Genomic DNA, 13,286 nt, shown 5'->3' with positions numbered 1-13,286 from the left:
GGAAATACCTGAGTATAAAACGCTTGCATTTTTTTTAAGAAGGTGTACAGTTAACTTGTACATAACTTGTATATACAAGTTAAAAAAGGAGGAAAAAGTATGGCTGATTTTAAGCAAGATGCTCAGGCTCTGTTAAAAGCCGTTGGCGGAAAAGAAAACGTTTCTGCTGTCACTCACTGTGCTACACGCATGCGTTTTGTGCTGAATGATCCAAGTAAAGCAGATAAGGATGCGATAGAAGATATTCCGTCTGTTAAAGGAACATTTACACAAGCGGGTCAATTTCAAGTCATAGTAGGGAACAAAGTTGCTGAGTTCTTTAATGAATTTACTGCACTTTCTGGAATTGAAGGGGGTTCAAAAGACGATGTGAAATCCGCTGGGAAAAAAAACATGAACTGGATCCAGCGTCTCATGGCCACCTTAGCTGAAATTTTCACACCATTGATCCCAGCCATTGTTGTTGGGGGGCTGATTTTAGGGTTCCGGAACGTTTTAGAAGCGGTCCAATTTGACTCTTTAGGTGGAACGATCGTTGAATCATCACAATTCTGGTCAGGTGTAAATGCATTTTTATGGTTACCCGGTGAAGCTATTTTCCATTTCTTGCCTGTAGGAATTGTTTGGAGTATTACAAAGAAAATGGGGACCACTCAGATCCTTGGGATAGTATTAGGGATCACATTGGTTTCTCCACAACTATTAAATGCGTACGCTGCTCCAGGTACTGCTGCTGCTGATATTCCAGTGTGGGACTTTGGTTTTGCACAATTACAAATGATTGGTTACCAAGCACAGGTCATTCCTGCAATGTTAGCTGGTTTCTTACTTGTTTACTTAGAAATCTGGCTGAGAAAAGTGATCCCTGAAGCGATTTCAATGATTTTTGTTCCATTATTCGCTTTGGTACCGGCTGTTCTAGCTGCCCACCTGATTTTAGGTCCGATTGGCTGGATAATCGGTTCATGGATCTCCACTGTCGTTTATGCTGGATTAACTGGATCATTTAGTTGGTTGTTCGGATTCATTTTTGGTGGCTTGTATGCACCTCTGGTTATTACTGGTCTGCACCACATGTCAAACGCAATCGACTTACAATTGATCGCTGACTTTGGTGGAACAAACTTGTGGCCAATGATTGCTTTATCTAATATCGCTCAAGGTTCTGCCGTACTCGCAATCATTTATCTCCACCGCGGGAATAAAAAAGAAGAACAAATTTCTATCCCTGCAGCCATTTCTTGTTACTTGGGCGTTACGGAACCTGCAATGTTTGGGATCAACATCAAATATGTTTACCCATTCGTAGCAGCAATGACTGGGTCGGCTATTGCAGGATTGATTTCCACAACATTTAACATCACAGCCAACTCGATTGGCGTCGGAGGGTTGCCCGGAATTTTGTCTATTCAAGACGGAAGTTGGTTGATGTTCTCCATTGCAATGTTAGTGGCTATTGTTGTACCATTTACACTAACAGTAGTATTTGAAAAACGCGGAATTTTAACTGAATATAAAAATGATAACCTTCCTATTCCAAAATTGGGAAGCTAATCAGTTCCGTCAACCATTGTGAGAGGCTGAGACACTTTACAGGTCTCGGTCTTTCTTTATTCAATAAAAGAAAGGGTGTAGAAGGTGGAAAAATTTCACGATAAAGTTATTTATCAGGCTTATCCGAAATCTTTCAAGGATACAACTGGAAATGGGATGGGGGATCTAAACGGGGTGCGTGAAAAGTTGCCTTATTTAGCTGATTTAGGGGTCGACATGATTTGGCTGAATCCTTTTTATCAGTCTCCGCAAAATGACAATGGATACGATGTGGCAGATTATTGTTCGGTCGATCCGATGTTTGGAACGATGGAAGACTTTGATGACCTACTAGCAGAAGCGAAAAAACGGGGCATGGATTTGATGTTGGATATGGTATTGAATCATACGTCTACGGCTCATGAATGGTTCCAGAAGGCGTTAGCAGGTGAGAAAAAGTATCAGGATTATTACATTTTAAGAGAACCGAAAGAAGATGGAAGCTATCCAACTAACTGGGTCTCAAAATTTGGCGGGCCTGCGTGGGCTCCTTTTGCAGATACGGGCAAGTATTATTTGCATTTATTTGATGAAACTCAAGCAGACTTGAACTGGCGCAATCCTGAAGTGAGAGAAGAAATGGTCAAAGTCGTAAAGTTCTGGCTGGAAAAAGGCGTAAAAGGATTCCGTTTCGATGTGATCAATTTGATCGGGAAAGATGAAGAGTTGATCGATGCCACGGATGGTGTCGGGAAGTATTTGTATACAGATCGCCCTATTGCACATGAGTTTATCAGAGAATTAAATGAAAAAACATACGGGCAGTACGATGACATCATTACTGTAGGGGAGATGAGTTCGACTACAGTTGAAAACGGGATCAAGTATTCTAATCCGGAGCAAAATGAATTATCCATGATCTTCAGTTTTCATCACTTAAAAGTCGACTATAAAGATGGGGAGAAATGGACGATTATGCCGTTTGATTTCCAGGAATTGAAAAAGATATTAGATGAATGGCAAGCAGGAATGTCAGACGGGAATGGATGGAACGCACTCTTCTGGAACAATCACGACCAACCACGGTCGAACAGTCGCTTTGGCGATCCAAAGAATTATCCTTTTGAAACGGCTACTATGCTGGCTCAAACGATCCATTTGTTAAGGGGAACGCCGTATATTTATCAAGGAGAAGAAATCGGCATGACCAATCCGAATTATGAAAACATTAGCGACTATGTGGATATTGAAACAAAAAATGCCTATAGGGAATTGAAAGAAAATGGGTGGGATGAAAAAGAAATATTGGAAGTGATCCGGGAAAAATCACGTGACAATAGTCGGACACCTATGCAATGGGCCGAGAGTGAACATGCAGGATTTACAACTGGTGAACCCTGGTTGAAAGTTCCGGAGAATTACCGGACGATCAACGTGAAAAGCGGCAAACTTTCCAACGAGATCCGAGACTACTATAAGCAGTTGATTCAGCTCCGTAAAGAATACGCCGTAATTTCCAGAGGGACGTATCGCGCCATTCAATTAGATCATGCGAGTATTTACGCTTATCTGCGTGAAGATGAGAGACACGAAGTGCTGGTGGTGAATAACTTTTATGGAAAAATTGCGTTGTTTGAAGTTCCAGAAGAATGGTTGCAAGGAGCTTCTCACTTGATAGGAAATCATCCAGAAAGAAATCTCGAAAAATCATTGGAATTGCAACCATATGAAACGATTGCGTTCGTGAAGAAAAAATAAACTAAACTAGAATGAAAGGCTCAGCTATCCGCTGAGCCTTCTTTGCATGGCGAAAAGCTATGATAGCGATAGTGAGAATAAGTATCTCATCCAAGTGTCCAGAAATGATGTAAATGTGAACACTTAACAATAGAATCAGAAGTAAGTGTCCGCAACCGATTGAATGTGGACATTACAATAAATCCAAGCAAATGAATGTCGGTAAAGAGCGGGAAAGGCGACATTTATTAGAAGATAATTTAACCTACTTATAGTGGTCTGTATTATGCTGATTTTTGTAGTGAACAGATGGAAGAATGAGATTTAAGTACTGAAGTATTATAATTGATTAAATGTTGACCTGATAATTTGTTTGGTGGCCACTTTATTTTAAATATTATGGAAATATAAAAAATCAAAACAAAAAAGACAAAGTGTGAAACTTACTCTGCTTAATCGTATCAATTTCTATAATTGTTTTAACAAGTTTGTCATATGTTAGATTTTGACAAAATTGATTCTATTAAAAATTTATACTTAACGACATATAGTTCTAATGTTTAATTAGATTATTTTTAAATAATATATCGTCTAAAGTTCACGCTTTTTTCTTCCCTAATCATACGTATATACGCCTTTTTGAGTAAGTATTTCTATACCTTTAGACATATCCCAGTATTCGTAATTGCTGTTACTTGTATAAATAAGAAGGTAACGAAATCCTAATTTTAAATCTAATACATGTACGTGCACTGTATAGTGGAACTCTTGGTTATGATAAATTCCGCTTTTAAAATACCCTTTTTTATGGGAAGACCGTCTATTAATACTTACTTTAAAGTTTTCATCAAATGTCTCTTTTTCTGAGTCACTTAAAGGTTCTTCATTGGGACCACAGTAATACTTAAAAGCCTTTTTCAAATGCATTTCGGATATCTTTTTAGTTCTAACAGGTTCTTTTGATAATAAAACATACAGTATGAAAGTTACTATAAATTGTATGCTATATATATTAAACGAGCGAAAAATGTCCGCAGATGTTGCCGTCGTTAAAAATTCAAGATAGAACAACACATGCAGTAGAAGTAGATATCCTCTAAAATTCTTACCTATAAAGGTTTCCCTAAAATATAAGAATGGTTCAGATTTCCCTTGTTTTTTTTCCCGTTCCGTTTCTTCCTGCAGATATTTTTTATAATTTTTCCCATTTTTACTTTTATAAGTTCTACCTCCAGAATAAAATGGATTTAACATATTAATTATAAACTTTACACCACCGAGGACACCTTTTAATATCTTAGATATATTCCTTACAATGCAATACGCAATAAAAAATCCTATAAAAAGCATAGTATAGATAACTACAGCTATAATAATATTACTTATCTCACTAATATTTATATCAATAGGTACGCTGGCTGAACCTTCTAGCTTTAAATTCCTGTAAGTAAATATTATTAATGCGTCTATAATTAACAAAAAAAACAATTTTAGTCTATACTTCTTCTCTGGCAACAGTTCATACTTTCTAATGGTATTCATCTGGGCTCTCTTTGGTGTAATTTTTTCAGGAACCTGATTATTCAATTATATTCCTCCTTAGTTAGTAAAATTAATATAATGTTACCTATTTTAATTTATTCCGATACAACTATATATATATTTGTTACTTCGTATATTTAAAAGCAACACATTTTTATCAACAGCATTTACTTCATCTGATACAAATGCAAACCCCTTTTCTTGTTCACTAACTCTAGAAGTTTTTATTGATATACTTCACACAAGTCAATTTGTGTGATTAGCAGTATTATTAATTGGTTCTGCAATTTTATTTATTGAGTTTTTTTAATCTAAACTATTTAAATATGTTGTTAATCTTTTACATATAAGTATTATCGGCAAGAGTGACAAAATCTTAATATAATCTCGGTAATTTTATTATTCATTTCTCATATATATATGTATAAATTTTCAGTTTGAGATAATGGGTAGCTTACAATTAGTTGGGTAATAAAATGAGGATTTTGTAAAATTCGAGCCAAAAGTAAAAAAGAGAATCTACGATGAACGAAAGAATACCATGGCTTACCTATATCAAAGAATTCAAAAAACTAAAATCGTAAAATTAATAGAATCATGTATCCGGAATCTTTTACACAAGGGATTCTTTTTTTGATTCTACTTAAATTACATCACTTTCTATCCCTCTGTACTCATTTTTTTCAGACCATTAAGGTTAGGTGCTAATTGACTGTAGGTGCGTTCACTTCTTTTCATTCCTGAAGCGTAACTGATTTTACTGGGCGTAAAAAGGCAAGCGAGTGTTGCGCAAACCATTGAACGCGAGCGAAGAGTGACTCTGGCAGTTAATGGGGGTTTCATAAGAATTCTAAAAAGCAGATCAACCGGCAGAAAAATTTCAAAAAAAAGACTTGCGAGCGATTCCAATTCGTTGTATACTCTTTTATGTTAAAAGACTATACATTTAAATTAAAGGAGGCTACTATGAAGTATACTTTTCCAAAAGACTTTTGGTGGGGGTCAGCCGCTAGTGGACCACAGACAGAAGGTACTTTTGAAGGCGATAAAAAAGGTCAAAGCTTATGGGATCATTGGTACGATCAAGAACCCGAACGATTCTTTAATCAAATAGGACCGGATAACGCTTCATATGTTTATAAACGCTACAAAGAAGATATAGCACTAATGAAAGAAACCGGACACAATTCATTTAGAACATCTATCCAGTGGAGTCGTCTGATTCCAAATGGGGTGGGAGAGGTCAATCAAGAGGCAGTTGCTTTTTATAATGAGTATATTAACGAATTAATTGAAAACGGTATCGAACCGTTTATAAATTTATATCATTTTGATATGCCAATGGCTCTTCAGGAAAAAGGTGGATGGAATAATAGAGAAACAGTAGATGCCTATGAAATATATGCAAAGACATGTTTTGAATTATTTGGAGATCGTGTAAATAAATGGTTTACACACAATGAACCGATCGTACCGGTAGAAGGTGGATATTTATATCAATTCCACTACCCTGAAGAAGTGAATATGAAAAAAGCGGTTCAAGTTGCTTATCATGAAGCACTGGCCAGTGCAAAAGCTATTGCCGCTTATAAGAGAATGAACCTAGATGGAGAAATCGGAATTATCGTTAATTTAACGCCAAGTTATCCTCGTGACGAAAATAATCCAGAGGATGTCAAAGCAGCTGAAATTGCGGATGCATTCTTCAATCGTTCATTCTTAGATCCTGCTGTCAAAGGAGAATTTCCTGCTGATTTAATTGATTTATTAAAAAATATCAACCATTTACCTGAAGTAAAAGATGGTGATTTAGCTATTATAAAAGAAAATACAGTGGACCTTTTAGGAGTAAATTATTACCAGCCACGCAGAATCAAAGCCAAAGAATCCAAGGTGAAAGCAGCTACAGGGCCAATGCCAGATGATTATTTTGATAATTTTGAAATGCCTGGACGTAAAATGAATCCTTATCGTGGATGGGAAATTTATGAAAAAGGAATCTATGATTTACTCATAAATTTAAAAGAAGATTACGGGAATATCCCTTGTTACATTTCTGAAAACGGAATGGGTGTTGAAGGCGAAGAACGGTTCATTAACAAAGATGGTGTAATCGAAGATGATTATCGAATCGAATTTGTGAAAGACCATCTAAAATATGTTCATCAAGCAATTCAAGAAGGTAGCGACGTAAAAGGATATCATATGTGGACTTGCATGGATAATTGGTCTTGGACGAATGCTTATAAGAACCGCTATGGATTTATTTCTGTAGATTTAGATAATGAAGGTGCTCGCACGATTAAGAAGAGTGGTCATTGGTTCAAAGAAGTTTCTGATGAAAATGGTTTTGATGAAGAATAAAATTGTAATAATGTAAGAATACTGTAGTTGTTCCATATTGAGAGATAGAGAAAAGGAGAAACATACATGAATAAATTAATTGATAGTATTAGTGAAAAATTACTTCCTGTTGCCGGGAAATTAGGTCAAAATCGTTATTTGCTTGTCATTCGTGATGCCTTTATGTTAGCTTTTCCACTGACAATGTTTGGATCATTGATCGTTGTAATCAATAACCTTCCATTCTTTAGTGACGAGTTAAAGGGAACGTTGGGTTCGCTCTTTGGAAATGGTCAAAATGCAACGATGTCTATTATGGCAATTTTTGTCAGTTTTGGTATAGGGTATTATTTGAGTCAATCATATAAAGAAGATCCTGTATTTGGTGGAGCTATAGCATTGTCTTCTTTCCTTATCGTGACCCCTTTTACCATGTTTACAGAAGCTGGTGAAGAAATAGGGGGCGTACTGACAACAGCGCGGTTAGGTGCGCAAGGAATGTTCGTGGCCATGATTGCTTCGTTTATTGCTGCTGAAATATATGTTCGTCTAACGAAGAGCGGCTTAACGATCAAAATGCCAGAACAAGTTCCAAGTGCGGTTGCTCGTTCATTCTCAGCTGTTATCCCTGCAATTATTACATTGGGTTCCTTTACTTTATTGAATGCCTTTGTGAATGCTGTAATGAATACAAATTTACATGATTTGATTTTTACAACTGTTCAACAACCTTTAACAGCTTTGGGTAGTGGATTACCTGCAACATTAGTTGCAATCTTCTTTGTTCAAATTCTTTGGTTCTTTGGGTTGCACGGTCAAGTTATCGTAAACTCTGTTATGGATCCAATTTGGAATACATTGATGCTTGATAACCTCGAAGCTTTTGAAGCTGGAGAAACATTGCCACATATCGTTACCAAACCATTTATAGAAATCTATACAGTTGGTATGGGTGGATCGGGTATGACACTGATCGTTGTTATCATGATGGCCTTTGTCATGAAGAGTCGTCAATTAAAAGATGTTGGTCGTTTAGCTTTAGCTCCCGGTCTATTTAACGTGAATGAACCTGTAACGTTTGGTATGCCGATTGTCTTAAATGCGACAATTTTGATTCCGTGGGTACTAGCACCCATTGCGGTTACTAGTTTCAACTATGCTATGATGTCTGCAGGAATTTTCCCGATTCCAACAGGAGTAGCTGTGCCATGGACCATGCCATTATTCTTTAATGGAGCGCTAGCAACTAACTCACTGATGGGTGGAGTATTGCAATTGATCGATGTAGTGATAGTTGGAATTATCTGGTTCCCATTCTTGAAAGCTTTAGATAAAGCAAATTTACGTGATGATATTGCTGTATCATCTACGGTTGCAGAAACTGAATAAAAAATTATGATATAAAAAGTAAAAGGATTTGAGTATACTTCTCAGATCCTTTTTCTATATACATAAAGAAACCTTGAGTTGTAAAGTTAAATGCAACACTTTCTGTTACATGATTCGATGAACTTAAATCTCTTTACTTCTTCCCCTAGGGGAAGAAAAATTTTAAATACTGCATTGTTGAAAATACTCTTCTGATGAACGTAGCCCTATCACTTCTCTAATCCTTTTATTGATTGCCTGAGCGGCTTGATCGATATCCATTTCTGAAAAAAGATGGATGGATTTTCCTTTAGGGATGAATTCCCTCAACAGTTTATTGAAGTTTTCGTTTGAGCCCCGTTCCCAGGATGCGTAGGCATGACAAAAATATACGTCTGTATTGAGTTCAGACATTAAGGAGAATTCAGAACCATTATCAAAAGTTATTGAAGCAAATAGGTTAGGGTTATCTGCTAGAATCTCTTCAAAGGCATTTTTAACCGTTTGACTTTTATAGTCGCTGATTTTCTTAGTAATGGCATAGCGTGTTTTTCTCTCCACCAAGGTAATGATTGCCGGTTCATTTTTCGTTTTCTTCCCTTTAACCAGATCAGCTTCCCAGTGTCCAAATGTTTCTCTTGATAATACGTCCTCTGGACGATCGGTGATACTGGCACCTAGGATTCTTTTGTTTTTGCCCTTAGGGTTACTATGTTGGTTTTTTCTTGGTTTCAGACGATACATGACAGGTAAGTCATGTGGTTTGATAGACAAAAGACCTTGACGTATATAAGAATAGACGGTTTTAAACGTTGGTATATTCTCTACAGGATGCTTTTTTCTATAAAGGGCTATGAATGTCTTTATGTTGTAGAGACGCTGTTTCCCTTTAAACCACCCTTTTGTGAAGGCATCTTCCAGCGCAGAGAAGAAAGCGCTCGAGAAAGAAACAATCTTTTTGCGGACACTCTTTGCTCGTCGTTTTTCATAAATAGATTGACCGGAATCTGAATAGTACACAGTGACTTTCTTATTATAGCCATTGATCTGTTTGATTTGTTCTACTTTTCCTCGATTGATTTCTCTATGAATTGTGGAACGGTTACGCCCAAGGCGTCTGCCTATCTCTGCTTTATTAACATCTTCATTTAACCATTTTTCTATCAGCTGTCTTTCTTTAAAATCTAAATGAGTAAATGATCGAGTCTGATTTGTGTTATAATTACCTGTGGACATGAAGATTCTCCTTTGCTTATTTTGTGGTGATTTAAGTATAACGAATCTTCATGTCTTTTTGTATTTTTAGAAATTACTGAGTGTTGCAATTCATTTTACAACACACCTACATAAAGAAACACGTGTATGAAGCAAAAAAGACTATTATTTTTAGACAAATTTCGATAAACTAGAAGAAATATGCATAAAAGAAGAGAGAGGGAATCATATGGCTAAGTATGAAGAAATATCAAATAAAGTTCGGGAGCGTATTTACTCTGGAGAATACCCGATAGATTCTATGATCCCTGATCAAAATTCTTTAGCAAGAGCGTTTGGTGTGAGCCGGATGACGATAAAAAAAGCTTTAGATATTTTAGCAATGGAAGGACTCATATACCGTCAAAGAGGAGCAGGAACCTTTGTTACTAAAACGGCTCTGAGAAATGAGCGCGATTCGGCTGTGGATGAATATGACGGGTTATCTACTCAAATGAAAGGACGCAAGCTAGTGTCCAAATCAATTGAATTTGCTGTTGAGTTCCCTACGCCTTTGATCCAAAAGAAGTTAATGATCGAAGAAAATGAACCGGTTTATAAGATTGTGCGTCAAAGAAGTGTAGACGACGATTTACTCATACTGGAAGAAACATATATGCCTGCAAAATTAGTCCCAGGGTTGTCTCGGAAACATGCAGAGTCTTCTATATATGCATATATAAAAGGCGAGTTAGGCCTAGAATTTGGTGGAGCTTTTCGCCAGATCCATGCGGACAAGCCAAAGGAATATGATCTTCTGTATTTAAACTGCCGGGAAGGTGATCCTGTACTAGAGGTTGAACAAGTGGTCTATTTGAAAGATGGAAGGCCGATGGAGTATTCGAAGAGCCGTAATCGCTTTGATACGCGTAGTTACAACGTGATCGATATAAAAAAAGACAATTAATAAACGAATAGTTAACCATCTGATTTGTAGAGTGTCATTCTCTTGTTTCAGTGTGTAAGAGAATGTAGAGAATCTAAAAAAGACCAGAGAAGAAAGTTTCTCTGGTCTTTTTAAACTTCTTAATACTGCACAGGTCCTCTACGACGGGCGAAATCGACAAATTTAAATTTGTCGAGGCGGTGACGCGATTCAGTATACTGGAATAAAGTCGTATCTTCTAAATGGACATCGCTTCTGGTGACGACCACATGTGTATCACCATGTAAAGCGAGAAACTCTCTGTCTTCTTTTGTGGCGGACTCAACAGTAAACTCTTTGCGTGCATAGCCGATTTTTAATTTCATTGTATTTTCAATATAATCGTACAATGAATTTTCTGCTTCTGCTGTAGGCATCTCGGGAATGACGGAAGTTAGCAAATAGTCTTTATCCAAGATAACGCCTTCTCCATCTACTTTTCTTAAGCGCATGATGTAATGGACGGGCGTGTCGGGTGGAATAGTTAAAATAGAAGCGATTTTTTCGGGGATCGTGCACCGTTCATTCGTCAATACTTCCGTTTCACTAGACATGTGTTGAGATTGTTGCAATTCTTTGTAACTTGTCAGGCCAGCAATGGGGAAATTGTACCGTTTGGTATCCAATACAATAGAACCTTTGCCTTGTTTCTTTTGAATAAACCCATTCTCTAATAAAAGCGTGAGGGCTTTTCGAATTGTTTCACGTGAAACGTTGTAGTATTTCGCTAATGCATTTTCACTCGGTAGAAGATCACCAGGAAGGTATTCCTGATTCAAAATAGCCGATTCGATATCATAGAATATTTCATTGAATTTACTCATTTCTTGATCCTCTTTCTTTCAATTATCTTACTACACTTTTATTGTATCGATTCTTTCAATAGTTTACCATAGTAATCAAAGAAGTCTATCGAATAGAGGAAGGGTTGTCAAAAATCGTTCAAATTTTCTGACAATAAATAAGTAAAAGAGTTGACATCCAGCTCGTTTCGCTATATGATTTTCAGTGAATGAAGTTTCCCAAGATAAGATAGAATAAAGATATAATTTACTGTAGTAAAGTAGTGAAAGTGCTTTTCTGCCCAATGAACGGAAAACAGGCTATCTGTTTGTTCAAAGGGTGGACCAGGCGCTTTTTTTTGTGGATAAAATGAAGGAGGAACCTATATGTCAATTGAATTTGATACGATTGCGGCGATTTCTACCCCTCCTGGAGAAGGCGGAATTGGGATCGTTCGGATCAGTGGCGATGAAGCCTTAGAGATTGCGGATAAAGTGTATCAACTCGGAAACAAAAAAATAAGCGAACAAGTGTCGCATACCATTCATTATGGAAATATTGTGAATCCCAAAACAAATACAAAGATCGATGAAGTCATGGTAACAGTAATGAGAGCACCCAAAACTTACACGCGAGAAGATATTGTTGAGATCAACACCCATGGGGGCGTAATGGCAACCAACAAAGTACTGCAAACAGTATTGCAGTTTGGGGGCCGCTTAGCAGAGCCGGGTGAATTTACAAAACGAGCTTTTTTGAATGGACGGATCGATTTGTCTCAGGCTGAAGCCGTTATGGATGTCATTCGTGCTAAAACGGATAAAGCGATGCACATGGCTGTCACACAACTCGACGGGAATCTATCCAACTTGATCAAGAATCTTCGCCAAGAAATATTACTCACCCTCGCTCAAGTGGAAGTGAATATCGATTACCCTGAATACGATGACGTCGAAGAGATGACGAGCAAGATCTTAGTTGAAAAAGCTAAAGAAGTGAAAGAACAAGTTCGCCAACTATTGGACACAGCTAGTCAAGGAAAAATATTAAGAGAAGGCTTGGCTACGGCGATCATTGGGCGACCGAATGTAGGGAAATCCAGTTTGCTGAATGTCTTATTAAAAGAAGAAAAAGCGATCGTGACAGAAGTTGCAGGGACGACACGCGATGTCATCGAAGATTATGTCAGCGTGAAAGGTGTCCCGCTACGGTTGATCGATACAGCTGGAATTCGGGATACGGAAGATATCGTTGAGAAAATTGGTGTCGAAAGAAGCCGCAAGGCATTGGCCGATGCCGATCTGATCCTTCTGGTGTTCAATCAAAGTGAGCCGCTCACTGAGGAAGATAGAAAATTGATCAAAGTCACTGAAGACCACAACCGCATCATTATATTAAATAAGATGGATTTAGAAACACAAGTAGACATACCGGAGCTTGAAGGTTTAGTAGACAAAGAAAGTATCATCCAAACGTCTATCGTTACCCAGGCAGGGTTAGACGAACTCGAAAACAAACTCGCCGATTTATTTTTCTCCGGTCAAACAGGTGAAAAAGACGCGACGTATGTTTCCAATATTCGGCATATTGCCCTATTACAAGACGCCGAAACAGCTTTGGAAGAAGTCATTGACGGCATCGAAAGTGGCATGCCAGTCGATTTAGTTCAAATCGATATGACTCGAGCTTGGGACTATCTCGGTGAAATCACGGGGGACAGCGTCCAGGATGAACTGATCACGCAACTCTTCAGTCAATTCTGTTTAGGAAAATAAGAGCGATAAAGAAAAGGAGATAGACT

The 13,286-nt window shown here is 37.5% G+C and carries 9 protein-coding genes; 6 read left to right on the top strand and 3 right to left on the bottom strand.

Translation table 11 applies throughout. The annotated features are described in order from the left end of the window. Positions 1-99 precede the first annotated feature (99 nt). On the top strand, positions 100-1,554 hold the full coding sequence (gene treP / locus H626_RS0103635; protein ID WP_027108125.1) for a PTS system trehalose-specific EIIBC component: 1,455 nt from the start codon (positions 100-102) through the stop codon (positions 1,552-1,554). A gap of 84 nt (positions 1,555-1,638) precedes the next feature. Beyond that, positions 1,639-3,291 (top strand): alpha,alpha-phosphotrehalase, encoded by a 1,653-nt coding sequence (gene treC, locus H626_RS0103630; protein ID WP_027108124.1) that lies wholly within the window; start codon positions 1,639-1,641, stop codon positions 3,289-3,291. A 594-nt stretch (positions 3,292-3,885) separates the two neighbouring features. On the opposite strand, the gene H626_RS0103625 is transcribed toward treC, so the two are convergent. Further along, positions 3,886-4,857: a hypothetical protein gene (locus tag H626_RS0103625; RefSeq protein WP_027108123.1), complete on the bottom strand. Its 972-nt coding sequence runs from the start codon at positions 4,855-4,857 to the stop codon at positions 3,886-3,888. 921 nt (positions 4,858-5,778) lie between these two features. On the opposite strand from H626_RS0103625, the gene H626_RS0103620 reads away from it, so the two are divergent. After that, the gene (locus tag H626_RS0103620) at positions 5,779-7,176 is read left to right on the top strand and encodes a glycoside hydrolase family 1 protein (protein ID WP_027108122.1); all 1,398 of its coding nucleotides are present in this window, start codon (positions 5,779-5,781) and stop codon (positions 7,174-7,176) included. 66 nt (positions 7,177-7,242) lie between these two features. After that, entirely contained in the window at positions 7,243-8,544 is a 1,302-nt protein-coding gene (gene celB, locus H626_RS0103615) for a PTS cellobiose transporter subunit IIC (RefSeq protein ID WP_027108121.1), read from the top strand. Between the two features lie 162 nt (positions 8,545-8,706). On the opposite strand, the gene H626_RS0103610 is transcribed toward celB, so the two are convergent. Next, positions 8,707-9,759, bottom strand: a complete 1,053-nt coding sequence (locus tag H626_RS0103610; protein ID WP_027108120.1) for an IS30 family transposase — start codon at positions 9,757-9,759, stop codon at positions 8,707-8,709. 208 nt (positions 9,760-9,967) lie between these two features. On the opposite strand from H626_RS0103610, the gene H626_RS0103605 reads away from it, so the two are divergent. Continuing rightward, positions 9,968-10,684: a GntR family transcriptional regulator gene (locus tag H626_RS0103605; RefSeq protein WP_027108119.1), complete on the top strand. Its 717-nt coding sequence runs from the start codon at positions 9,968-9,970 to the stop codon at positions 10,682-10,684. 119 nt (positions 10,685-10,803) lie between these two features. Here H626_RS0103605 and treR read toward each other — a convergent pair whose 3' ends face one another. Then, positions 10,804-11,526 (bottom strand): trehalose operon repressor, encoded by a 723-nt coding sequence (gene treR, locus H626_RS0103600; RefSeq protein WP_027108118.1) that lies wholly within the window; start codon positions 11,524-11,526, stop codon positions 10,804-10,806. Between the two features lie 345 nt (positions 11,527-11,871). Here treR and mnmE point away from each other — a divergent pair, with 345 nt between their 5' ends. Continuing rightward, positions 11,872-13,260, top strand: coding sequence for a tRNA uridine-5-carboxymethylaminomethyl(34) synthesis GTPase MnmE (gene mnmE / locus H626_RS0103595; RefSeq protein ID WP_027108117.1), 1,389 nt, complete (start codon positions 11,872-11,874; stop codon positions 13,258-13,260). Positions 13,261-13,286: the final 26 nt, after the last annotated feature.

This window comes from Lacticigenium naphthae DSM 19658, from assembly GCF_000425865.1.
Lineage (GTDB): Bacteria > Bacillota > Bacilli > Lactobacillales > Carnobacteriaceae_A > Lacticigenium > Lacticigenium naphthae.
This window is presented reverse-complemented; position numbering and strand designations above follow the sequence as displayed.

Bases quoted from the DNA above. Each gene is read 5' to 3' on its own strand.
- celB (WP_027108121.1), top strand. From the start codon at position 7,243: ATGAATAAATTAATTGATAGTATTAGTGAAAAATTACTTCCTGTTGCC.
- H626_RS0103605 (WP_027108119.1), top strand. From the start codon at position 9,968: ATGGCTAAGTATGAAGAAATATCAAATAAAGTTCGGGAGCGTATTTAC.
- H626_RS0103620 (WP_027108122.1), top strand. From the start codon at position 5,779: ATGAAGTATACTTTTCCAAAAGACTTTTGGTGGGGGTCAGCCGCTAGT.
- mnmE (WP_027108117.1), top strand. From the start codon at position 11,872: ATGTCAATTGAATTTGATACGATTGCGGCGATTTCTACCCCTCCTGGA.
- treP (WP_027108125.1), top strand. From the start codon at position 100: ATGGCTGATTTTAAGCAAGATGCTCAGGCTCTGTTAAAAGCCGTTGGC.
- H626_RS0103610 (WP_027108120.1), bottom strand. From the start codon at position 9,759: ATGTCCACAGGTAATTATAACACAAATCAGACTCGATCATTTACTCAT.
- treR (WP_027108118.1), bottom strand. From the start codon at position 11,526: ATGAGTAAATTCAATGAAATATTCTATGATATCGAATCGGCTATTTTG.